Genomic DNA, 24,058 nt, shown 5'->3' with positions numbered 1-24,058 from the left:
AAATTTACCAAGAGGCAATTTTTTTATATAGCATTATCGTCGCTAATCATAGCATAATATTTTCAAATAGCTTGTTTTTTGATTTTGTTTACTTTTTTTTATTTTTGGTTAACAGCCAATTATAAAATAGAGTCGTATGGGAAAGAATAATTTAGTCCGAGAGCTTCCTTATTCGTCGGAGAGGGAATTGAACACGTTGGTTGAAAATAGACGTGCGTATACATTGAACAATTTTGAGTTGAATGTGTATGAAACTTATCAACCGAGCCACTTGGTACCCCTACAGTTTAATGATATGGTCATTATCAATATGCTGAAGGGAAAGAAAATTATGCACCTCGAAGATGTGCCTGCCTTTGACTATCTCCCTGGAGAAACCCTCGTGCTCCCTGCTGATAGATCCATGAAAATTGATTTTCCTGATGCAAAGATAATGGAGCCCACCCAATGTACGGCCTTGTTGATTTCTGCCGATAAAATCGAAGAAACCATCGATTACCTGAATAATGCATACCCTAAAATAAATAATAGCCTTTCCTGGGATTTCTCCTGGAACAAGTTCCATTTGGTAAATACCGATGAACTGGCAAGTTTGACCAATAAATTATTTAGCAATATGATCAGCAACGATCCTTTTAAGGATGTACTTGCCGATCTACTGTTCAAGGAGCTGTTGATTAGGATTATTCAGCAACAGCAATTAGGCGAACTGGTTGAACCTCATTCAACAACTAATGATGAGATGTCTAACCTGAAAAGATATATTAGGGAAAACCTAACGGAAAGAATTACCATTGAAGACCTAAGCCGAAAGGCTAACATGAGCAAGGCTACGCTCTTTAGGATGTTTAAGGATGAATATGGGATTACTCCGATGGAGCTCGTCATTCGGGAACGCTTGCGGAAGGCAAAGGAAATGCTGAGTGCGAATATGTCTATTAAGGAAGTTTGTTACGCGTGTGGCTTTACCGATGTCAATTATTTCAGCCGATTATTCAAGGCTCGGGAAAATATGACTCCAGGTAATTACCAGCGAAAAATAGATATTAGCGTTTCATAGCGCGGTCCAATTCTCTCTTACTTTCACGCTCTTTAATGGTTTCACGCTTGTCGAAATCTTTTTTACCCTGTGCCAGGGCGATCTCTACCTTGGCAAAACCTCGATCGTTGATGAAGATGCGCAATGGTACAATGGTAAAGCCTTTTTCTTCTCCCTTTTCACGCAATTTCTTCAGCTCTTTCTTGGTTAAGAGCAATTTACGGTCTCTTTTGGATTCATGGTTATAGAATGATCCAAATGAATATTCAGCGATGTGCATGTTACGGATGTAAAGGCCATCTTCAAAAAAGGCACAGAAACTATCATTGATGTTTGCTTTGCCTTGACGGATGGATTTTATCTCGGTACCCAGTAAAGCTAAGCCCGCAACATACGTGTCAAGTAGGTGATACTCAAAGGATGCGCGTTTGTTTTTAATGTTAACCGTTGATGAAATTGCCATTTTTATTAATTATATTGAAGCACAAATGTAAGAATTTATGAAATTTTGCAAAATTTCCATGTAATATACACTAAACATTCTCTTAATATTAATTTAATTTTATGATATTTATATGTCAAATGAAACATGATTTGAGGTTTAAGTTTTGTATGTTTGCGTCGATTTTTTGTAAAGAAAGGTAGTAAAAAGTAATATAAACATGATTTAATTTATGTGAATAGAACTTGTTTTGTACCTTTGTGGGATTTTTGACGATTTTTGTTAAAAGTTCAAAAAGTAAATATTATTGAGAAAATAGATACCTGACGAATGAGCAAGGGAAAATTAAACGAAAGAACTGCGCGGTTTTTAAATGGCGAGTTAGGAGATATCAAGTCAAAAAACTTATATGCTTATTTTAGACCGATCCAATCTAAACAGGATACCGAAGTAAAAATTGACGGCCGCAGAGTATTAATGTTTGGTTCGAATTCTTACCTAGGACTGACGACCGATCCTCGAATTATTAAAGCTTCTCAGGATGCCCTTGAAAAATACGGTACTGGCTGTGCTGGTTCCCGTTTTTTAAACGGTACGTTGGATATCCACGTGGAACTGGAAGAGAAACTTGCTGATTATGTCGGCAAGGAATCAGCTATCCTTTTCAGTACAGGTTTCCAATCTAACTTAGGACCCCTTTCTTGCTTAACGGGTCGTCATGACTACATCCTTTTGGACGAACGTGATCATGCCTCGATTATCGACGGCTCCCGTTTGTCATTCTCAAAAGTTATTAAATACGCTCACAACAATATCGAAGACCTGAGAGATAAAATCTCCCGCCTTCCTGAAGAAAGCTTTAAGTTGATTGCAACTGATGGTATCTTCAGTATGGAAGGTGATATCGTAAAATTACCTGAACTTGTTCAAGTAGCTAACGAGTTTGATGCTGCAATATTATGTGATGATGCCCATAGTTTAGGCGTAATCGGTCATAACGGTGCAGGTACGGCAAGCCACTTCGGTCTGACCGACCAGGTTGACTTGATCATGGGTACTTTCAGTAAATCCTTGGCTTCATTAGGCGGTTTCGTTGCGGCAGACAGTGATACCATTGAGTTCTTGAAACACCGTGCCCGTTCATTGATGTTCAGTGCAAGTATGACGCCTGCTTCTGTAGCTTCAACATTGAAAGCATTGGAAATTATCCAGACAGAACCTGAGCATATAGAAAGATTGTGGGCGAATACCAACTATGCTAAAAAATTGTTGTTGGAAAACGGATTTGACCTTGGTGCTACCGAAAGCCCAATCTTACCTGTTTTCGTTAGAAACAACGAAAAAACATATATCGTTACTAAAATGCTTCAGGATGACGGAGTTTTTGTAAACCCTGTCGTTGCTCCTGCAGTTCCGGCTGAAGAATCCCTGATCCGTTTCTCCCTGATGGCTACACATACCTTCGATCAAATCGATGAAGCTGTCGAGAAAATGACCAAAGTGTTCAAAGCATTGGAAGTTGAAAGTTTTATTAGTGAATAAAATCAGATAAAAGTGATTACTATAGTTCCTGTTGAAAGCAAAAAACAAAGAGCAAAATTTATCGATTTTCCTCATGACCTTTATGAAGGAGATCCAAATTATGTTCCAGAGCTTTTTGTTGCACAGGATGATATGTTGAATCCCGCTAAACACCCGTTCTATAAGCATTCATCCGTGCAATTGTTCTTGGCTTATCAAGATGAAAAGATTGTCGGGCGGATTGCAGCAATTTACAATACAAACCATAATCAGTTTAATAATGTAAATGAAGGGCAATTCGGTTTCTTTGATTGTGTAAATGATCAGGAGGTTGCCGATAAATTGTTCCAAGCTGCTGAAGCCTGGGTGAAAGGAAAGGGTGCAAACAATATGGTGGGGCCCATCAACCTGTCTACCAATGACAGCGTGGGTCTTTTGGTTGAAGGTTTCGATAGGCCTCCAATGGCCATGATGCCTTATAATCCCCCTTATTACCAAGACTTGATCTTAGCTGCCGGCTTCGTTAAGAAAGTGGACCTGAGGGCTTACCTGGTAAATAAGGAAAACTCAAATAAACGCTCTGTTCTCCTTTTGGATAAATTGGAAACTAGACTGAAACGTTCTGGAATCATTCTGAGGGAAATCAACATGAAAGATTTCGCAAGGGAAGCCGATAAGATCAAGAAAGTCTATAATAAAGCCTGGGATAAAAACCTAGGGTTTGTTCCCATGACAGATGAGGAGTTTATGCATACCGCAAAAGATTTGAAAATGATCGTTGACCCTAAGTATTGCATTGTGGCAGAAAAAGGGGATGATATCATTGGATTTGCGCTAGGGATTCCAAATGTCAACGAAATCCAGATCAAGATCAAACGCGGCAGGTTGTTCCCAACCGGTATCTTTAAGCTATTGTTTGGCTTGAAAAAAGTAAAATCTGTAAGGGTTTTAATGTTAGGGGTGCTGGACAATTACAGGAAATTAGGTATTGAAGCCTGTCTTTACGGACGGATCATCAAGAATGCAATCCCATCGGGAATCGTCGAAGCGGAATGTTCCTGGATGTTGGACCACAACTACCTCATGAATCACGCTATTGAACAGATCAACGCTGAATTTTACAAGCGCTATCGCCTTTTCGAAAAAGCGATATGAAAAAAAAGATTTTCATAACTGGTGCGAGTGGTTTTGTTGGCTCTCACCTTGTTGAGGCTGCCCAAAACCTAGGTCTTGAGGTGCACGCTGCGGTTCGTAAATCCAGCAAAATCCAAGATATACAGCCCTATGTCGATCAGTTTGTCTATCCCAACCTGGGAAATCAGGAAGAATTAAAAGCACTTTTCGAAAAAGAACAGTACCATTATATCATCCATGCCGCTGCAATGACTAAGGCTAAAGATGAAAATATAATGCGGGAAGTCAATGTTGGCTATACAGATGCTATTCTGTCGGCGGCAACTGCGGATATCATGCCTTTGGAAAGGATCAGTTACGTAAGTAGCTTGGCAGCCATCGGTCCGATTCCCTACAGCAGTGACCAATTGATCACCGAATCAACGCCATATCGCCCATTGACGGTGTATGGCAGGAGCAAGGAAGCTTCTGAATTGATGATTCAGGATAAATATCCCGATGCCCCAATTTCCATATTCCGCCCAACGGCCGTATATGGACCCCGCGAAAAGGATATTTTTATCCTTTTCGATACAATGAACAAAGGATTGGACCCCTATATCGGGAAAAATCCACAGAAATTGAGTTTTATCTATGTCAAGGACCTTGTTGACGTACTGTTGAAAGGTTGCATGGTAAAACAAGATGGACTCCAGATATATAATATCAGTGATGGCGAGGTCTATTCCCGATATGCCATGGCTGAGATTTTCAAGGAAGTCCTGAACAAACGACTATTCAGAATGCATGTTCCATTAAGTCTGGTGAAAAGCGTTGCCGAACTCTCACAAAGACTATATCGCAACTCATCCAAAACTCCCGTCATCTACCCCGAAAGACTAAGAGAGCTAACCGCAGAAAACTGGGGATGTGATATAACACATGCAATGCAGAACTTAAACTTTGATCCCCAATATAAATTGGATGAAGGATTGAAGGAGAGTTTATTTTGGTATAAAGAAAATAAGTGGCTCTAAATTTTCAGTTGAAATGAGTGGACAAAAAATTAATAAAAAGCTTTTTCAAGACAGAAAGCGTACTAATATTTTAAGTAATCCGGAACAGAAGTTAATATCCTATCTCGTTCCTAAGATCCCCGCATGGATATCTTCTGATGGCCTGACTGCCATCGGTCTTTTCGGTTCTTTTATGATCCTGGGAAGTTTCTTGCTTGCAGAATATGTGAACATTAATTTCCTTTTCTTGGGTATCGTAGGTTTCTTCGTGCAATGGTTCGGGGACTCTTTGGACGGAAGGATCGCTTTCTATAGGAATAAATCCCGTAAATGGTATGGTTTTGCGCTTGACATCGTCATGGACTGGATCTCAACCGTGATGATCGGACTGGGTTATGTTTTTTATGCAACCGGTGATTTTAAATACCTTGGCTTTACCTTGGTGGCATTATATGGATGGGCGATGATCATCTCCCAATTGAGGTATAGGATCACCGACAAGTATACGATCGATGCCGGATTATTAGGCCCGACCGAAATCCGTGTCATCATCAGTTTGGTCATGGTCTTGGAAGTTATCGTTCCTGGTTCCATTAACTATTCGGTATTGCTGATCTGTATTATTCTGTTCTTCATTAATATTACCGACACCAAGAAATTACTGGATCTTGGGGATGCAAAGGATCTGGAAGAAAAAGCAAACAAGCTAAAGGAAACAGAGATTAAAGAATAAGACATGTCCGACAAACTAAGGGTATTTCTCAGAGCACAGCTGTCCGCTTTTATTGGCGGACTTTCTGATTTTGGGATATACACGTTTTGTTATACGGTACTGAAATTTACTGCCCCCTTTTCCAACGTGATCTCGGGAAGCTTGGGTGCCATTGTTAATTTTACCATCAACCGGTATTGGTCCTTTGGGAATACACAGAAATCCATTGGTAGCCAACTGTGGAAGTTTATCATCGTTGTTGTCGGTAGCATTACTCTTAAATCCTTGGGGATCCATCTTTTGGTAGACATCTGGCATTTGCACTTCCTGCTGTCCAAACTTATTGTGGAGATCATTGTCTCTTTAGGGTTCAATTATACGCTCCAAAGGTTTTGGGTATTTAAGCAGTAGTTTATATATAGATAAGATATAAAGGCCATCTTGAAATATTTCAAGATGGCCTTTTTGTTTTTTGTTCAGGATGCTGGAGGGGAGGGAACCGATTTTTGTTTCTTTTTGGATTGGAATTGAGGTGTTTTTTTGTGGCTCTCCTTCGGGACTCGTTCGGGGCATGTTCGGGAATGGTCCGGAGAGAACAGGTAAACCGGCCGGAGCGTACCCGAGGACGCATAGGGGATTTGGTCGCTCGCGTTGCGAATTTTCGGAATGTGGGTCGAATGAGGTCAGGTGGAAAGGGGAGAATTTTTGAACCAGGATTAAAGGGATTGGAGGATGGGCCAAGACCATGGAATGGCCCGGGAACCCTCCCGGTTGCCCCCTTTTGGCGGTATTTCCCCGTCTTTTGGAAAAATTATCTGGCAATGCTACAGCGAGTTAGCTGGCGGCGGTAAAAATACTTTGGCCTCCCCCTTGGAAGTGAACGTATTTTGTCCCTATCTTTGCACCACTCCGCAAGGGAGGGACGGCCCCACGGCCACAGAAACACGGGAAGGAAAAGGGAAGCAGAGCTGCACGATTGCAGGCCATGCCGACCACCGAAAAAAGGGCCGCGAAAATTATTTTAAAAAAGATTTTGCGGTTTCGAAAAAGGTTCCTACCTTTGCAGTCCCAACCAAGGGAAACAGCGAGGGACGCGATGTCCGGAGCGAAAGAAATGACAGATTGCGACCTTCCGATGCGGAAGGGAAACAACATAAAAAAGCCGAAGCGAGATGCCCAGGCGCGATAAGTTCTTTAAATGATCATGTAGCGCAGCGACCCGTACGAGAGTACGGTAGCTGAACAAGAAAAGATTTAAGAAATCAATTTATTCAGGTATCCCGGAGCGGGAGGAAAACATTTAACAAGACAACAATTCTATTTTATAAATAGTCTTGGTCTTACACTTCATTTTACAATGGAGAGTTTGATCCTGGCTCAGGATGAACGCTAGCGGCAGGCCTAATACATGCAAGTCGGACGGGATCCATCGGTAGCTTGCTACCGATGGTGAGAGTGGCGCACGGGTGCGTAACGCGTGAGCAACCTGCCCATATCAGGGGGATAGCCCGGAGAAATCCGGATTAACACCGCATGACACTGCAACCCGGCATCGGGAGGCAGTTAAATATTCATAGGATATGGATGGGCTCGCGTGACATTAGCTAGTTGGTGGGGTAACGGCCCACCAAGGCGACGATGTCTAGGGGCTCTGAGAGGAGAATCCCCCACACTGGTACTGAGACACGGACCAGACTCCTACGGGAGGCAGCAGTAAGGAATATTGGTCAATGGGGGCAACCCTGAACCAGCCATGCCGCGTGCAGGACGACTGCCCTATGGGTTGTAAACTGCTTTTGTTAGGGAATAAACCCCACTACGTGTAGTGGGCTGAATGTACCTAAAGAATAAGGATCGGCTAACTCCGTGCCAGCAGCCGCGGTAATACGGAGGATCCGAGCGTTATCCGGATTTATTGGGTTTAAAGGGTGCGTAGGCGGCACTTTAAGTCAGGGGTGAAAGACGGCAGCTCAACTGTCGCAGTGCCCTTGATACTGAAGTGCTTGAATGCGGTTGAAGACGGCGGAATGAGACAAGTAGCGGTGAAATGCATAGATATGTCTCAGAACACCGATTGCGAAGGCAGCTGTCTAAGCCGTTATTGACGCTGATGCACGAAAGCGTGGGGATCGAACAGGATTAGATACCCTGGTAGTCCACGCCCTAAACGATGATGACTCGATGTTTGCGATATACCGTAAGCGTCCAAGCGAAAGCGTTAAGTCATCCACCTGGGGAGTACGCCCGCAAGGGTGAAACTCAAAGGAATTGACGGGGGCCCGCACAAGCGGAGGAGCATGTGGTTTAATTCGATGATACGCGAGGAACCTTACCCGGGCTTGAAAGTTACTGAAGGATGCAGAGACGCATCCGTCCCTCGGGACAGGAAACTAGGTGCTGCATGGCTGTCGTCAGCTCGTGCCGTGAGGTGTTGGGTTAAGTCCCGCAACGAGCGCAACCCCTATGTTTAGTTGCCAGCACGTCAAGGTGGGGACTCTAAACAGACTGCCTGCGCAAGCAGAGAGGAAGGCGGGGACGACGTCAAGTCATCATGGCCCTTACGTCCGGGGCTACACACGTGCTACAATGGATGGTACAGCGGGCAGCTACACAGCAATGTGATGCCAATCTCGAAAAGCCATTCACAGTTCGGATCGGGGTCTGCAACTCGACCCCGTGAAGTTGGATTCGCTAGTAATCGCGTATCAGCAATGACGCGGTGAATACGTTCCCGGGCCTTGTACACACCGCCCGTCAAGCCATGAAAGCTGGGGGTACCTAAAGCATGTAACCGCAAGGAGCGTGTTAGGGTAAAACCGGTAATTGGGGCTAAGTCGTAACAAGGTAGCCGTACCGGAAGGTGCGGCTGGAATACCTCCTTTCTAGAGCCCGCTCCGGGGGAGCTGCGCCACATACATGATCTATACAGAAAAAAAGACATTCAGAAGAAAGTGCCCACCCTGTGGGGAGTATTTAGTAGTGAGTATTTAGTATCTAGAACCTAGATAGTGACGATCTGCAAAAAGCTTCCGACAAACGGTGACACCGAGAGATGAGAGAGATAAGCTAGTCCCGTAGCTCAGTTGGTTAGAGCACTACACTGATAATGTAGGGGTCAGCAGTTCAAATCTGCTCGGGACTACCATCACACGGGGGATTAGCTCAGCTGGCTAGAGCACCTGCCTTGCACGCAGGGGGTCAACGGTTCGAATCCGTTATTCTCCACGTTTCTGAGCGCAGTGTAAAGGAAATGTACGGCCGTCACGGTCTAGATACTAAGTACTTAATACTAACTGCTCGGATAAAGAGTTCTTTGACATATTGGAAGAAAAGAGATTAACAAGAGAAGACAACAGAGGCTCCATGCGCAAGCATGGGACCAAAAGCAACCTACCACTTAGCAAAAGGGGTGGTAGCGTGAAGAAAGTAAACAAGGGCACACGGGGGATGCCTAGGCTCTCAGAGGCGATGAAGGACGTGATAAGCTGCGATAAGCCACGGGGATCGGCAAATGCGAATCGATCCGTGGATTTCCGAATGGGGCAACCCGGCATGTTGAAGACATGCCATCAATTGAGGCGAACGCGCTGAACTGAAACATCTAAGTAGGCGTAGGAGGAGAAAATAACAATGATTTCCCAAGTAGTGGCGAGCGAACGGGAAAGAGCCCAAACCGGTCATGTCACGGCATGGCCGGGGTTGTAGGACCACGATATTGTACTGTGCTATGAACTGGAAGCAGGTGGGAAACTGCGCGATAAGGGTGAGAGCCCCGTACAGGCAAAGAATACAGGCATAGTGGTATCCTGAGTACCGCGGGACCGGAGAAATCCTGTGGGAATCCGCCAGCACCATCTGGCAAGGCTAAATACTCCTGAGAGACCGATAGTGGACCAGTACCGTGAGGGAAAGGTGAAAAGAACCCCGAACAGGGGAGTGAAAAGAACCTGAAACCGTGTGCTTACAAGCGGTCGGAGCGGAGCGATTCCGTGACGGCGTGCCTTTTGCATAATGAGCCTACGAGTTACTCTTGTCCGGCAAGGTTAATGGCTTAAGGCCAGGAGCCGAAGCGAAAGCGAGTCTGAACAGGGCGCACAGTCGGACGAGGTAGACGCGAAACCTTGTGATCTACCCTTGGGCAGGTTGAAGGTGCGGTAACACGTACTGGAGGACCGAACCGATAAACGTTGAAAAGTTTCCGGATGACCTGAGGGTAGGGGTGAAAGGCCAATCAAACTGGGAAATAGCTCGTACTCCCCGAAATGTTTTTAGGAACAGCGTCGGCATGGAGTCTAGCAGAGGTAGAGCTACCGATTGGGTGCGGGGGAGTCAAATCCTACCAAATCCAGACGAACTCCGAATGCTGCTAGATATGGCCGGCAGTGAGGCTTTGGGTGCTAAGGTCCAAGGCCGAGAGGGAAAGAACCCAGACCATCAGCTAAGGTCCCCAAATCCGTTCTAAGTTGAACTAACGAGGTCCGGTTGCCCAGACAGCTAGGATGTTGGCTTGGAAGCAGCCATTCATTTAAAGAGTGCGTAACAGCTCACTAGTCGAGCGGCCGGGCGTGGATAATAAACGGGCATCAAGAACGGTACCGAAGCTATGGATTGCAATTTATTGCACTGGTAGGGGAGCATTCCATCGGGGGCGAATCCGCAGGGCGACCTGTGGTGGACCTGATGGAAAAGCAAATGTAGGCATAAGTAACGATAAGGCGGGTGAGAAACCCGCCCACCGAAAGACCAAGGTTTCCTGATCAACGCTAATCGGATCAGGGTCAGTCGGGACCTAAGGCGCATCCGAAGGGAGGCAGCCGATGGCCAACGGGTTAATATTCCCGTACTGTTGATGACTGCGATGTGGTGACGGAGTAGTGACACTGCCGCGAACTGACGGAATAGTTCGTTGAAGGGCAAAGGTATTGGACCGGTAGGCAAATCCGCCGGTACAGCCGAAGCCCGATAGTACAGCAAACCCTCGGGGGCGCTGATAGCGCAGGTAAGCAGACTTCCAAGAAAACCCGCTAAGCTCCAGGTCATCAAGACCCGTACCGCAAACCGACACAGGTGGTCGAGGAGAGGATCCTAAGGTGCTCGAGTGAATCATGGCTAAGGAACTCGGCAAAATGGCCCTGTAACTTCGGGAGAAGGGGCGCTTCCTCCAGCGATGGAGAAGCCGCAGTGAAAAGGCCCAGGCGACTGTTTAGCAAAAACATATGGCTTTGCGAAATCGAAAGATGAGGTATAAGGCCTGACACCTGCCCGGTGCTGGAAGGTTAAGAGGGGATGTCATCCGCAAGGAGAAGCATTGAATCGAAGCCCCAGTAAACGGCGGCCGTAACTATAACGGTCCTAAGGTAGCGAAATTCCTTGTCGGGTAAGTTCCGACCTGCACGAATGGTGTAACGATCTGGGCGCTGTCTCAGCCATGAGCTCGGTGAAATTGTGGTATCGGTGAAGACGCCGGTTACCCGCAACGGGACGGAAAGACCCCATGAACCTTCACTATAGCTTAACATTGAAATTGGGTACAGGATGTGTAGGATAGGCGGGAGTAGTCGAAGCGGTTTCGCCAGGAATCGCGGATACGCCCTTGAAATACCGCCCTTTCTGTATTCGGTTTCTAATCCCGATAAATCGGGAGACATTGTTTGGTGGGTAGTTTGACTGGGGTGGTCGCCTCCAAAAAGGTAACGGAGGCTTTCAAAGGTAAGCTCAGTACGCTTGGTAACCGTACGTGGAGTGCAATGGCATAAGCTTGCTTGACTGTGAGACCTACAAGTCGACCAGGGTCGAAAGACGGACATAGTGATCCGGTGGTTCTGTATGGAAGGGCCATCGCTCAAAGGATAAAAGGTACTCTGGGGATAACAGGCTGATCTCCCCCAAGAGCTCATATCGACGGGGAGGTTTGGCACCTCGATGTCGGCTCGTCACATCCTGGGGCTGGAGAAGGTCCCAAGGGTTGGGCTGTTCGCCCATTAAAGTGGCACGCGAGCTGGGTTCAGAACGTCGCGAGACAGTTCGGTCCCTATCTGTTGTGGGCGCTGGAAGTTTGAGTGGATCTGACCTTAGTACGAGAGGACCGGGTTGGACGGACCGCTGGTGAACCTGTTATGCCGCCAGGTGTACGGCAGGGTAGCTACGTCCGGGATAGATAAGCGCTGAAAGCATCTAAGTGCGAAACTAGCCACGAGATGAGACTTCCTCACAAGGGTCGTCGGAGATTACGACGTCGATAGGCCACAGGTGTAAAGGTTGAGAGACCAAAGCCGAGTGGTACTAATAGCCCGAAGCTTTCCAATGCGGATAGACCTGTTGTCCTCTCTCTTTTTCTGATCTTTTCTTCCAATAACATGTCAATGTACCGTCCCCTAGATGAGGGGCATGTACAAAAAGGTATTCAGGTGCCTATATCGGCGGTGTCCACCTCTTCCCATTCCGAACAGAGAAGTTAAGCCCGCCAGAGCCGATGGTATTGCCGTAACAGGTGGGAGAGTAGGTCGGTGCCTAATTTTATACGGGAGCCCGCTGTCAGCAGACAGCGGGCTTTCTGTTTTTAGGGGGTATTCTATATGTATATATCCGTGCAGCAGGGAAGGGCATGCCGGCGGGTATGCCATACGTCAATATGGTACCGGGGCCGTTCAGGGCGGGATATTGTCCATCACGCTCAAGGTCAGCTTAGGGCGCATTGTGTTGCGCAAATACGGTATTAGGGCCATCCTCGTGGGATATTGTAATCATGATCCTGGAATATCCTCTAATCCCATAAATCCTGGTCCGTTTCCAGTTCTTGGTCCATCCTCTCATCCATTCCATCCTGGTTCAAAACCACCCCGTCCATCCTGATGCAAACCTATCCTTCCTTCCAAAAACCTTCCTTCTTTCCGTTTCATTTTTATTATTCTATTAGGAAAATGAATCTATGGAATTTTTACTTTAGTCTTTTCAGAAATTAATAAATCCTAAGGTTAATATTAGTTATACAATTTTAATTTTCAGGGGTTGTCCAATACTTATCATTTTTCAATAAATGTATGGTTTTGGCCATATACCCCCTCGCTTTTACTGGATATGGTTAATAAATCTACGTTTTTGATAGATTATAGCAAGTTTGTGACGTAATTTAATTTTGGATATAAACCTATTTTGTCCATTCGTTTACTTATCTATTCAACTTCCAAAATATCTTTATCTCGACTATTTTATGGATTATTTTTTTTTATATCTTGGATTCAATAATTAGCCGATAAGCCAAAATTTCACTTTGCCGACATTTCAATTTAATTAATCAGATAGGTGTGGAGACCTATTATATAATATTAAGCTTTTTTTGAATTAACCTATTTTATGATGTTTATGGAAAACAAATCATTGCCACCTTAGCTGGTTTTAGTTGCATAATAATTAAAACAATAATTTACTAATAACAATTTATATAAAAACTTAAATTATGAGATGGAATAAACCTAATGACGTTCCAAACATAAATTACCTAAAGCCTATGAAATTCTTAAAACTTGTACTTTGTTCGAGTTCAATATTGTTCATGGCGCAAGCTGAGGCCACGCCTCACTATCTTTGGAAAACAGATAAAATAGAATCGAATCTGGATTATTCTTTTGAATTGCCGCAACAGGTTACCGTCAGGGGACAGTTAGTGGATGAGCAAGGTGCTCCAGTTTCAAATGCTTCTATTTTGGTTAAAGGCACCAATGAAGGTGCAAAGTCTGATGAGCAAGGTAAATTCTCTTTTCAAACGGGGAAAGCAAAAGGGATCTTGGTCATCAGTCATATGAGTTATGAAACGAAGGAAGTGCCAATCAACACAGCTTCACAGATGAAGATTGTATTGATAGAAAATTCATCCACCAATATTGAAGAGGTTGTGGTTACCTCATTTGGTATTAAACGTGACCGTAAGACATTGGGGTATGGGGTAGCAGAAGTTAAAGCTGATGAGCTTTCCAAAGCTCCTACTCCTGATGTGACCAATGCACTTGCTGGTAGATTATCAGGCGTACAAGTTAGCGGTGCAGGTGGTGGATTTGGAGGTTCTAATATTACGATTAGAGGTTTCTCTACTTTCACAGGAAGTAACCAACCCTTATATGTGGTAGATGGTATTCCTTTGGATAATTCTGGTGGTGGTAACTCAGGTAACTCCGGTGTTATCAATTCTAGTCGTATTTCGGATATCAACCCTCAGGATATCGAATCCATGAGTGTTCTGAAGGGTGCTGCCGCTACCGTTCTTTATGGTTCGAGAGCTGCTTCCGGAGTAATTTTGATTACTACCAAGAAGGCTAAGAAGGGAGTTAAGAATCAAATTTCTGTTGGTACCAACACAGGTGTTGGGATTGTTTCCAGAATGCCAGCCTTTCAAAATGAATATGCGCAAGGTAGTAACGGAATTTATAATAACTCTGTAACGGGTTCTTGGGGACCAAAAATAGCTGGACAAGAGGTAACCAACTGGTTTGGTGAGAAAGAAAATCTACAGGCCTATCCTGATAATATCAGTGATATCTTACAAAATTCTGTAAGTTCTGTAAACGATTTAAGCTTTACGGGTTCTGGAGAAAAATATGATTATCGCGTATCCTACGGTTATACTGTTGAAACTGGTCTAATACCTAGTAATAAGCTAACCAGAAATAACATTTCTGTCAATGCTTCAACGGATCTTACCGAGAAATTTAAAGTAGGTACTTCATTTTCTTATGTAAATAACGTATCCGATCGAACTCAGGCTGGTAACCAAGGTGCCAATCCGCTTTGGAGAGGTATCTATACACCAAGAAGTTATGATTTGACCAATTTACCATTTAAAAATGCGGAAGGAAACCAATTATGGTTTGCGCCAGAGGATCATCCATACTGGTCGATCGAAAATGTTAGAAATAACAATGAGGTTAATCGTTTCTATGGTAACATCAACCTGAAATATGATTTTCTTGAATGGTTAACAGCCGATTTAAAAGTGGGTGCCGATGTTTTCAGTATGGTATCCAAAGGCTTTGATAATAAAGGTATCCGCAGTAATGGTAATACTAGCTCAGCTGGAGCCGGTGGTGTTCAAGACCGTAATGTGTCAATGAAAAATATCAACTCCTATTTTACCTTAACGGCAAATAAGAAGGTTTTTGAAAACTGGAATTTGATCGCTACGGTGGGTAATGAAATGATTGCAAACAATAGAAATACTTTACAGTCTACGGGTTTAGGTATTGTATTGCCAGATTTTGATAACCAAAGTAACTTCTTGACCTATAATACTTCAGGAAACATCAATCAGAACAGACAAGTAGGGGTATTTGCGGATGTGGTGATGGATTATAAGTCCTATTTATCCTTGAACGTGAAGGCTAGGAATGACTTTTCATCTACCCTATCAAAAGGAAATCGTTCCATCTTTTATCCAGCAGCAGCAGTGAGTTTAGTGTTGACAGAGGCATTCCCAAGTTTGAAATCGAATGTTCTGACCATGGCTAAAGTACGTGCAAACGTAGGTGAAGTGGGTAAAGGAACAGAACCGTATGCTACCAATACCTATTTTGGTAGAGCAAGTGCTTCTGATGGTTTCGTTTCAACCTTGGTAAGCTTTCCATTTAATGGCTTAGCTGGTTATACCTTGAATAATAGTGCTGGGAATAAAGAATTAAGACCAGAATTTACGAGAGAGTATGAATTGGGATTAGATTTATCATTTTACAACGGTAGGGTTAGTTTTGAGGGGTCAGTATACGAAAGAGATACCCGTAACTTAATCTTTGCCGTACCTGCTCCGTCTTCATCGGGTTATACCTCGATGGTAACCAATGCTGGTAGTTTATCGACCAAAGGTGTGGAATTGATGTTGAACTTAGTGCCTGTGCAAAAGGAGAACTTCACTTGGAGATCAGGTCTAAACTTTACAAAATTCAAATCCATTGTTGAGGAATTGGCACCGGGAGTAAGCAATATCTCCATTGGTGGATTTACCTCTCCAAATATTAGATTGGTAGCAGGACAGGAATATGGACAGATCTGGTCGAATGGCTATCAAAGGGATGACCAAGGTAGAATGATCATCAATGCCAATGGATTGCCTAAGCCAACAACCAATGTTCAAAAGGTAGGAAATCCTAACCCTAAATTCAATTTGGGATGGACCAATGACTTTAACTATAAAGACTTGACCTTATCCTTCTTGGTTGATTTCAAATATAAAGGCGATGTGATGTCAAGAACCATTGGAGATTTAAGAATCCAAGGTGTGGCAGAAGAAACAGCGGAATTTGAACGTATTGATGCTTCCGGTAATGTGAATAAGCCATATCTATTCGAAGGTGTTTATGAAGATGGTTCAGCAAATACCACTCACGTTTCGGCTCAACAATACTATAGCTTACAAGGTAAATATGTAGCCTGGGAAGGGTATGTATTGGATGCAACCTTTGTAAAATTAAGAGAGGCTAATCTTTCCTATAAGTTGCCAACAAAATGGTTGGAAGGACAGAACTTTATTAAAGGAGTAAATATTTCGGTTTATGGTCGGAACTTGTTTACCTATGCTCCAAATTTCCCACACCTAGATCCAGAACAAAACTTGTTAGGTATCAGTAATGCGAGGGGATTGGAGTTTGGATTCAGTCCTACACCTAGAACGATTGGTGGAAGTGTAAGGTTTAGCTTGTAAAATTGAAACAACATGAAAAAGATATTTAGTTTATTAACAGTCGCAACATTATTAGGAGTAAGCTCATGTAGTTCATTTTTAGATGTAAATGACGATCCTAATAACGTAACAAAAGTTGGGATTAATCAACTACTGCCTTCAGTTACCGTAAATGTCGGTTTCTTTGGAGCTAGTGATGTAATGCGCGTTGGAAATTTATTTGTTCAACAGTTTAGTGGTCAAGGACCAGTTCAAGGCCACGTGGCCTTTAAGGAGTCAGAAAGATATAATATTAACGATTCAGATATGAATGGAGAATGGGTAACCATTTTCGGAACGACATTAAGTGATATATCTGTTTTGATCAAACAGGCTACCGAAGAGGGAAGTCCACATTATGCGGGCGTAGCCAAACTTTTGAAAGCTTATGTATATCAAGTAACAGTAGATGCCTGGGGAGATGTTCCTTATTTTAATGCTTCAATGTTTGAAGAGAACTTAAAACCAGAGGTAGACGATGATGAATTGATCTATAAAGATTTGATCCGTTTAATCGACGAAGGAATTGCAGATATCAATGCCGGGACATCTGTTCTTTCTCCAAATTCGTTTACTTCCATTTATGCTTCAAACAGCTGGGCAGCATCCAAGGAAAAATGGGAGAAATTTGGAAACACCTTAAAATTGAGAATTTACCTGCATTATTCAGCAAAAGATCCTAACTTCTCCAAAACCAAGATGAATGAGCTGATCAATTCAGGCGCAAAATTCTTTGCTAGCAATGAGGATGGTTTCATTATGAACTTCTTAAATTCTCCCCAACGTCAGAATCCGATTTACAGTATCGAATCGGGTCAGTTCCGGAATCAGTTCTTGCCTAATCGCTATATCGTCGATTTGATGAACAGCAATCAAGATCCGCGTCGCGAGAAGTATTTTACGCCGTTCCCTTATTTTTCGAATCCAAAAACCTATAAAGGTTCCAGTGTAATGGATGCGAATATTTCCAGTGAGTATTCCAGATTACATGAGTATTTATATGGAAATGTAACCTCCTTCAATTCTAGCATGGTAGATTCCAAAGGTGCATTGCAAACAGGAGCTATTGCATATGGTGGTGAAGCCCCAGCTCGATTGTTGACCTTTGCGGAGTATAATTTTATCCGTGCTGAGGCAGCATTGATGAACGGAGCAGCAGCACAGGCGCAAACCTTTTATGCCGCAGGGATCAAAGCTTCATTTGACGACAGTAAATTACCAGCGGCAAGTTTGGCTACCTATATGGCTAGCAAGGGAACTTTGGCAGGAACCAATCAGCAAAAACTGGAGCAGATCATTACCGAAAAGTACATTGCCAATTTTGGAGTAGTAGGTGAGCCATGGGCAGATTATAGAAGAACTGGATACCCTGCATTGACACCTTTGAAAAAACCAACTGCAATTTATGATGAAGTTCCGAGGTCATTATTGTACGCGCAATCTGAAGCAAACAATAACCCAAATATCAAGCAGAAAGCAAGTATGCTGGAAAGAGTATTTTGGGATACAAGACAATAATTTATAAATTTCAATTGTAATCAATTATCAACAATATAAACACAATGAAAAGATACATTTTAATATTATCAGCACTAATTATGGCGATTGCTGTACAGGCTCAACGAATGCCATTAGCAGATAGCACAATTGTTACAAAACACAGTGTTACTGCAAATGGACAGAAATTTGGCTATACAGCAAAGACCGGAACACAACCTGTTTGGGATCAAAAAGGAAATGTTTTAGCGACTGTACACTTCACCTATTACACCCGTGACGATATCAGCAACCGCGCAAAGAGACCATTGGTAATTTCCTTCAACGGTGGTCCTGGTTCAGGTTCAGTTTGGATGCATTTGGCATACACAGGTCCTAGGATTTTAAACATAGATGATGAAGGCTATCCATTACAGCCATATGGTGTTAAGGAAAACCCATATTCAATCTTGGATGTGGCCGACATCGTGTACATTGATCCGATCAATACCGGTTATTCACGTATTTTAGATGAAAAAGCTGATCGTTCTCTTTTCTTTGGTACCAATGCCGATATCAAATATCTTGCGGAATGGATCAATACCTTTGTAACTAGAAATAACCGTTGGGCATCTCCAAAATATTTAATTGGTGAAAGTTATGGTACCACCCGTGTTTCTGGATTAGCTTTGGAATTACAAAATGCACAATGGATGTACCTAAATGGGGTAATTTTGGTATCCCCAACTGAATTAGGTATTAAGAGAGAAGGTGCTGTTGAAAAAGCTAACTTTCTACCTTATTATTCTGCTACAGCTTGGTATCATAAAAAACTAGGTCCTGAGTTGCAAAACAGAGATTTAGAAGAGTTTCTTCCAGAGGTAGAGAAGTTCACTATTGAAAAGCTTTTACCAGCGATAGCAAAAGGATCAAGTATTAGTGCAGCAGAAAAATCCGAAATTATCAAGCAGTATTCCAAATATTCTGGATTGTCTGAAACTGTAATTACACAGAATAATTTGGATATCCCAACCGCATTATACTGGAAAGAGTTATTACGTGATCAAGGAAAAACTGTAGGTCGCTTGGATTCCAGATATATTGGAATTGACTTCCGTGATGGTGGGGAACGCCCAGATTATAATTCGGAAATTACATCATGGTTACATTCATTTACTCCGGCCATTAATTATTATTATACCAATGAACTAAACTATAAAGCAGACGTAAAATATAATATGTTCGGACCTGTTCATCCTTGGGACAGAAGCAATGATAATACAGGTTATAACCTAAGACAAGCGATGGCAGCTAACCCTTACTTGCATTTAATGGTGCAGTCAGGTTACTATGATGCTGCCTGTGATTATTTCAATGCTAAATATAATATGTGGCAAATGGATCCTTCCGGTAAATTAAAATCAAGAATGAACTGGATTGGATACAGAAGTGGTCACATGATGTACTTACGTAAAGAAGATCTAATCAAAGCGAACGAAGATATTCGTCAATTCATTAAAAAATCTTTACCAGCAGCTGATCAACCAGCTAAATACTAGTGTTTTTTTTAAACGGAGCCAGCCTTTCCCTTCGGGCTGGCTTCTATTTATTTCACTCATACTATGCTATTAAAACGGTTAATTCTTATTCTATTTGTCAGTGTAAATTCTGTACATGCCCAAGACTACATCAATGACACGAAAGCGGTCAGGACCTTCCTTGACCAAGAGAAAGCAAGGTACATTAAGGAACTCCATTCAAGTTCTAAAACTAAATATGCTACCTTAAATCAGCTCTTGGATCTCGGAGAATGGAACTTGGTGAATCAAGAATTAATAGTTGGAAAAAATATCAATGCGCAAGAAGCAGCTGTTTTAAAATTTAAATACCATTGGCTTAACAATGATTTCAAGTCTGCAGAAAAGGATCTTTTAAAATTAAGTAAAAAGGATCAGGCGGACCTGAAAGTACAACGTGCCTTTGCCATTCTAAAAATTGAAGCTTGGGAACTGGAAACTGCTGAGCATATGAGTAAAGCGCTATTGCAAAAGCATCCTAATGACATCGAAACAAACCTGGTTTTGGGTAGAGCTTTGATGCTGCAGAAAAAGTACCCTGAAGCTTTAGCGTTAGCCAATAGCCTTATTGAAAAAATGCCTAACCTTGCGGCTGGGTATTTTTTGAAAGCTGATGTTTTCTTCTGGGATCAAAAACCAAAGGATGCGGAAGAGGTTTTGGTAAAAGGCCTCAAGTTAAACCCGCTGAACGCTGATGCCAGATTTTATTATGGATATGCTATTTGGAGGAGAATTGATGCCACTCAATTAGGAGATATGGTTGCCCAATGGGAAATTGCATTAGCGCTCAATCCATTGCATTTTCAGTCGCATTGGCATCTGGGAAATGGTCATACCAATTTGACCTATGCCGATTATGTAGATGAAAATGAAAATACAATCAGACAAGAGCTGGAAACTGCTGATGAATTGTTTACTGCTAATAAAATTGAGGCGGCACTTGAAAAGGTGGATCAAATAGTAAAAGCGCATCCAAATTCTGTATTACCGGAGATGCATAAAGCATCCCTGCTGTATGGTGATTTTGATGCTACTGATCGAGAACAGAGGTTAGCTAAAGCGGAGCAGATTTTCTTAAATATCTTAAAAGAAAAGCATCATTATGGACCGGCGCACAATGGTTTGGCAGCAGTAATCAAATCAAAGAGAATTCCTTACCTAAATACTTATCCAAGTATAAGTGCGGCAATAAAGAATCCTAAGATTAGCAACATGGACGATTTCCTGGAAGTATTTCCTGATCTCGCCTATTACCCTGGTCATGTTGCGAAAGGTATGGCTTGGAATCAATTATATACCTCTACGGTATATTTTCCTTTTCTGGTAAAACAGCATCGTGTATTTGTTGTACCGCCCTTGCACATCGACTTGGCCTTAGCTATGAAAGCCCCTTATTTCAGGTTTAATTCAACCTTTGACAACCGTCAGTGGATGGATATCCGTGGGGTAGGTTCTGGAGCAGCAGCCATTGAATACGTGGAACGTGGTGCCTTTCAGGAAAGAAACGTAATCCTACATGAATATGTACATCTTTTCCATGGACAGGTATTGACAGATAAACAGAACAGAAAGATCCGTGAGCTTTATTATAATGCCATGGAAAATGGCCTTACCCTTGATTATTATTCGCAGAACAATGAATCTGAATATTTAGCTCAGACCTATCCAGCCTATTTTGAAAAGGTTAAAGTTCATCCCTTGGATTTTAAATCGATGAATACCTTGAACGACCTGAAAACCAAGGATCCCAAGATGTATGCTTTTTTGGATGATATGATCAGCAAGGAAAAAGCATATTTGGCAGGTGATAAACAGGCCATGGCATCAAATTGGTCAGAAGTTTATGTGAATCTGGCAAGAAATTCTGCGAAGAATGACTTGAAGGAGGCTTATGCTTACTTGGATACGGCTTTACAATATGATCAGCAATATTTACCCGCTTTTGTTGATTATGCAGATTATTTGTTGTCGGAAGGTAAATATGATGAAGCTTCAAATCGATTGAAAGCGGCAAAGGCGATCGATGCCAATTATGCTCCTATTTATTCGGTAGAGGGAAATATCCTTATGGCCACTCAAACTAATAACTTAGCTGCCCAGGCAGCCTTGCTCAAAAAGGCCTATGATATCGAGGTTGATTATATGGAGAAAGCTAAAAACTCCGGAATCTTGAGGAATTTCTATTTCCAACGCGGAATGTTGAAGCAAGCCATGGATGTAGCGGATGAATATGTGAAAAATGGTTCGGAAATATCCACCTATTTAAGAGATAGAAAAGATGATTCCAAGACTTTCAAAGCCTGGCAGAAATCATTGCTGGGATATGAGGAGGAGATTGCTGTCCTATCACATTTGGCGGCCCAGAAACCACAGAATTATTTGATCCGTACGCAACATATTGAGGCTTTGACTGCGAATGGAAAATATGATGAAGCCTTGAAAAACCTACAACAGATCTATCGTACCTTGCAAGCTTCTCAAGTAAACAGACCAGAGTTTGAATTGCTTTTTGCTGAGGTTTATGCCAAACAGGGAAAAACTAAGGAATTGAATGAGTTCTTGGACAAATTGATGGTCAGAGGTGGTGACCCGATCAGATTGGAGCCTCTATATAACCAAAGGTTAGTCAGGTTATTGGCTGATAACAATAGATTGGAGGACGCTAAGGTATTTCATCAGAAATTAAAAGCGAATACCACTTTGTTTTATAAATCATCCGATTTAGTTAGCCGGGCCTTGATCAATTTAAAAGAAAACAAATCGGACGAAGCATTAAGTCTTCTGGACGAAGCACTTGGAATATATCCTTACGAGGTTGACGGCATCAAATTGTTGAAGGAGTTAGGGAAATCTAATGCTAAAGCGGATAATATTTTAACTAATCGTTTAAAAGGAATGGAAATTCCAGCAATTTTATAGCATCTTTACAAATTAAAATTATTACATGAATACATACGAATTAATTTCCATTGGCCTTTATATGCTATTAATGGTTCTGATAGGGCTTTATTCCTGGAAGAAATCAACGAGTAACTCAGAAGAGTTTTTAATTGGAGGTCGTAAAATGGGCGCTGCAGTAACAGCATTGTCAGCTGGTGCTGCGGATATGAGTGGTTGGTTATTGATGGGATTGCCCGGCGCCATGTATGCCGCTGGATTATCCAGTTCTTGGATAGCCATTGGATTGACAACGGGAGCATTTCTAAATTATGTTTTAGTAGCGCCAAGGTTGAGGGTTTACACGGAGGTTGCCAAGAATTCCATTACCATCCCTGTCTTCTTTGAAAACAGGTTTCATGATAAGACCCAATTGCTAAAAATCGCATCTTCTGTATTTATTCTAGTGTTCTTTACACTTTATACCTCTGCAGGTATGGTTTCAGGAGGACGTTTATTTGAATCGGCCTTTAATATGGATTATTATACTGGTTTGTATGTAACGACCTTTGTCGTGGTTCTATATACCTTCTTGGGCGGTTTCTTAGCTGTGAGCTTAACAGATTTCGTGCAAGGTACCATTATGGTTACGGCTCTTGTGATATTGCCTATCGTGATGGTTACCCAGATCGGTGGATTGGGTGAAACCTTTAATATTATCGATACTAAAAATTCAGATTACCTTGATTTGTTTAAAGGGACAACCGCTATTTCCATAGTTTCCTTACTTGCTTGGGGCTTAGGCTATTTTGGTCAACCGCATATCTTGGTTCGTTTTATGGCTATTGATAACGTTAAGGACATTGCAAAAGCAAGAAATATCGGGATTACCTGGATGATCTTTACCGTGGGAGGAGCTATGTTGGTAGGTCTATTTGGTATTGCTTATTTAGCCAAATTTGATACGGCTACCATGACTAAATTTGATGGTTCAAAAGAGATGGCTGAAACCATCTTTATCTATACCTCCAGGGTGTTGTTCCATCCATTGATCGGTGGATTCTTACTGTCTGCTATCTTGGCTGCAGTTATGAGTACCATTTCTTCTCAATTATTGGTGACTTCAAGTTCCATGACGGAAGATATCTATAGGACCTTCTTCAATAAGCAAGCATCCGCAAAGACCATGTTGCAAGTCAGCAGGCTGTCTGTTTTGATCGTTGCAGTAATTGCTCTTTTATTATCCCTAAATCCGAAAGATAGTATTTTGAATTTGGTTGGAAATGCATGGGCAGGATTCGGAGCAGCTTTTGGACCGATAGTATTATTATCCCTGTTGTGGAAAAGGACCACAGCTATGGCAGGATTGCTTGGAATGTTAGTTGGAGGTGCCGTAGTTTTATTGTGGGTATATGTTCCGCACAACTATAAGGAGGTTTATGAAATGATCCCTGGCTTTATTTTGAGCTTTTTGACCATTGTCATTGTTTCCTTATTATCAAAACCTGTGAGTCAGGAAATTCAGGATGAGTTCGATGAAGTAAAACGCATCGTCAAATCATAGATAAACAACAGATTGATTA

12 protein-coding genes, 2 tRNA genes and 3 rRNA genes are annotated in these 24,058 nt (G+C 42.4%); 16 read left to right on the top strand and 1 reads right to left on the bottom strand.

Features of this window, described 5'->3' with window-relative positions; all coding sequences use genetic code 11:
• Positions 1–136: 136 nt before the first annotated feature.
• Positions 137–1,060 carry a helix-turn-helix domain-containing protein gene (locus tag NMK93_RS15380; protein WP_254529460.1) on the top strand — a complete coding sequence of 308 codons (924 nt, stop codon included), beginning with the start codon at positions 137–139 and terminating at the stop codon, positions 1,058–1,060.
• Here the strand turns inward: NMK93_RS15380 and smpB are convergent.
• Positions 1,047–1,502 carry an SsrA-binding protein SmpB gene (smpB, locus tag NMK93_RS15375; protein WP_185213473.1) on the bottom strand — a complete coding sequence of 152 codons (456 nt, stop codon included), beginning with the start codon at positions 1,500–1,502 and terminating at the stop codon, positions 1,047–1,049. The two genes, NMK93_RS15380 and smpB, sit on opposite strands and share 14 nt — an antisense overlap.
• Before the next feature lie 309 nt (positions 1,503–1,811).
• Between smpB and NMK93_RS15370 the strand changes: the two genes are divergently transcribed.
• The 15 genes from NMK93_RS15370 (at position 1,812) to putP (ending at position 24,039) form a co-directional block, all read left to right on the top strand.
• Positions 1,812–3,023, top strand: coding sequence for a pyridoxal phosphate-dependent aminotransferase family protein (locus NMK93_RS15370; RefSeq protein ID WP_185213474.1), 1,212 nt, complete (start codon positions 1,812–1,814; stop codon positions 3,021–3,023).
• 12 nt (positions 3,024–3,035) lie between these two features.
• Positions 3,036–4,157, top strand: coding sequence for a hypothetical protein (locus tag NMK93_RS15365; RefSeq protein ID WP_254529458.1), 1,122 nt, complete (start codon positions 3,036–3,038; stop codon positions 4,155–4,157).
• Positions 4,154–5,152 carry an NAD(P)-dependent oxidoreductase gene (locus NMK93_RS15360; protein WP_254529456.1) on the top strand — a complete coding sequence of 333 codons (999 nt, stop codon included), beginning with the start codon at positions 4,154–4,156 and terminating at the stop codon, positions 5,150–5,152. Before NMK93_RS15365 ends, NMK93_RS15360 begins: the two co-directional genes overlap by 4 nt.
• A 13-nt stretch (positions 5,153–5,165) precedes the next feature.
• The gene (locus tag NMK93_RS15355) at positions 5,166–5,864 is read left to right on the top strand and encodes a CDP-alcohol phosphatidyltransferase family protein (protein ID WP_185213477.1); all 699 of its coding nucleotides are present in this window, start codon (positions 5,166–5,168) and stop codon (positions 5,862–5,864) included.
• A gap of 3 nt (positions 5,865–5,867) precedes the next feature.
• A complete protein-coding gene (locus tag NMK93_RS15350; RefSeq protein ID WP_185213478.1) occupies positions 5,868–6,254 on the top strand; it encodes a GtrA family protein in 387 nt (128 codons plus the stop codon).
• Between the two features lie 943 nt (positions 6,255–7,197).
• Positions 7,198–8,725, top strand: a 16S ribosomal RNA gene (locus NMK93_RS15345).
• Positions 8,726–8,911: 186 nt separating this feature from the next.
• Positions 8,912–8,988, top strand: a tRNA-Ile gene (locus NMK93_RS15340).
• Positions 8,989–8,994: 6 nt separating this feature from the next.
• Positions 8,995–9,068, top strand: a tRNA-Ala gene (locus NMK93_RS15335).
• A gap of 195 nt (positions 9,069–9,263) precedes the next feature.
• Positions 9,264–12,148: ribosomal RNA gene (locus NMK93_RS15330) — 23S ribosomal RNA — on the top strand.
• Positions 12,149–12,246: 98 nt separating this feature from the next.
• Positions 12,247–12,358: ribosomal RNA gene (gene rrf, locus NMK93_RS15325) — 5S ribosomal RNA — on the top strand.
• The 16S, 23S and 5S rRNA genes sit together here with 2 tRNA genes alongside, the layout of an rRNA operon.
• A 941-nt stretch (positions 12,359–13,299) precedes the next feature.
• Positions 13,300–16,527: a SusC/RagA family TonB-linked outer membrane protein gene (locus NMK93_RS15320; RefSeq protein WP_254530230.1), complete on the top strand. Its 3,228-nt coding sequence runs from the start codon at positions 13,300–13,302 to the stop codon at positions 16,525–16,527.
• A gap of 12 nt (positions 16,528–16,539) precedes the next feature.
• Positions 16,540–18,063, top strand: coding sequence for a SusD/RagB family nutrient-binding outer membrane lipoprotein (locus tag NMK93_RS15315; protein ID WP_254530229.1), 1,524 nt, complete (start codon positions 16,540–16,542; stop codon positions 18,061–18,063).
• A 44-nt stretch (positions 18,064–18,107) separates the two neighbouring features.
• Positions 18,108–19,580 (top strand): S10 family peptidase, encoded by a 1,473-nt coding sequence (locus NMK93_RS15310; protein ID WP_254530227.1) that lies wholly within the window; start codon positions 18,108–18,110, stop codon positions 19,578–19,580.
• A gap of 63 nt (positions 19,581–19,643) precedes the next feature.
• Complete coding sequence (locus NMK93_RS15305; RefSeq protein WP_254530225.1) at positions 19,644–22,517, top strand: tetratricopeptide repeat protein; 2,874 nt, start codon at positions 19,644–19,646, stop codon at positions 22,515–22,517.
• 25 nt (positions 22,518–22,542) lie between these two features.
• Positions 22,543–24,039 carry a sodium/proline symporter PutP gene (gene putP / locus NMK93_RS15300; protein ID WP_254530223.1) on the top strand — a complete coding sequence of 499 codons (1,497 nt, stop codon included), beginning with the start codon at positions 22,543–22,545 and terminating at the stop codon, positions 24,037–24,039.
• Positions 24,040–24,058: the final 19 nt, after the last annotated feature.

Source organism: Sphingobacterium sp. LZ7M1 (assembly GCF_024296865.1).
Classification (GTDB): Bacteria; Bacteroidota; Bacteroidia; order Sphingobacteriales; family Sphingobacteriaceae; genus Sphingobacterium.
Note: the sequence above shows the minus strand (reverse complement) of the source record. Positions and strands in the feature narration are given on the sequence as shown.

Bases quoted from the DNA above. Each gene is read 5' to 3' on its own strand.
- NMK93_RS15380 (WP_254529460.1), top strand. From the start codon at position 137: ATGGGAAAGAATAATTTAGTCCGAGAGCTTCCTTATTCGTCGGAGAGG.
- smpB (WP_185213473.1), bottom strand. From the start codon at position 1,502: ATGGCAATTTCATCAACGGTTAACATTAAAAACAAACGCGCATCCTTT.
- NMK93_RS15370 (WP_185213474.1), top strand. From the start codon at position 1,812: ATGAGCAAGGGAAAATTAAACGAAAGAACTGCGCGGTTTTTAAATGGC.
- NMK93_RS15360 (WP_254529456.1), top strand. From the start codon at position 4,154: ATGAAAAAAAAGATTTTCATAACTGGTGCGAGTGGTTTTGTTGGCTCT.
- NMK93_RS15355 (WP_185213477.1), top strand. From the start codon at position 5,166: ATGAGTGGACAAAAAATTAATAAAAAGCTTTTTCAAGACAGAAAGCGT.
- NMK93_RS15350 (WP_185213478.1), top strand. From the start codon at position 5,868: ATGTCCGACAAACTAAGGGTATTTCTCAGAGCACAGCTGTCCGCTTTT.
- NMK93_RS15320 (WP_254530230.1), top strand. From the start codon at position 13,300: ATGAGATGGAATAAACCTAATGACGTTCCAAACATAAATTACCTAAAG.
- NMK93_RS15315 (WP_254530229.1), top strand. From the start codon at position 16,540: ATGAAAAAGATATTTAGTTTATTAACAGTCGCAACATTATTAGGAGTA.
- NMK93_RS15310 (WP_254530227.1), top strand. From the start codon at position 18,108: ATGAAAAGATACATTTTAATATTATCAGCACTAATTATGGCGATTGCT.
- NMK93_RS15305 (WP_254530225.1), top strand. From the start codon at position 19,644: ATGCTATTAAAACGGTTAATTCTTATTCTATTTGTCAGTGTAAATTCT.
- putP (WP_254530223.1), top strand. From the start codon at position 22,543: ATGAATACATACGAATTAATTTCCATTGGCCTTTATATGCTATTAATG.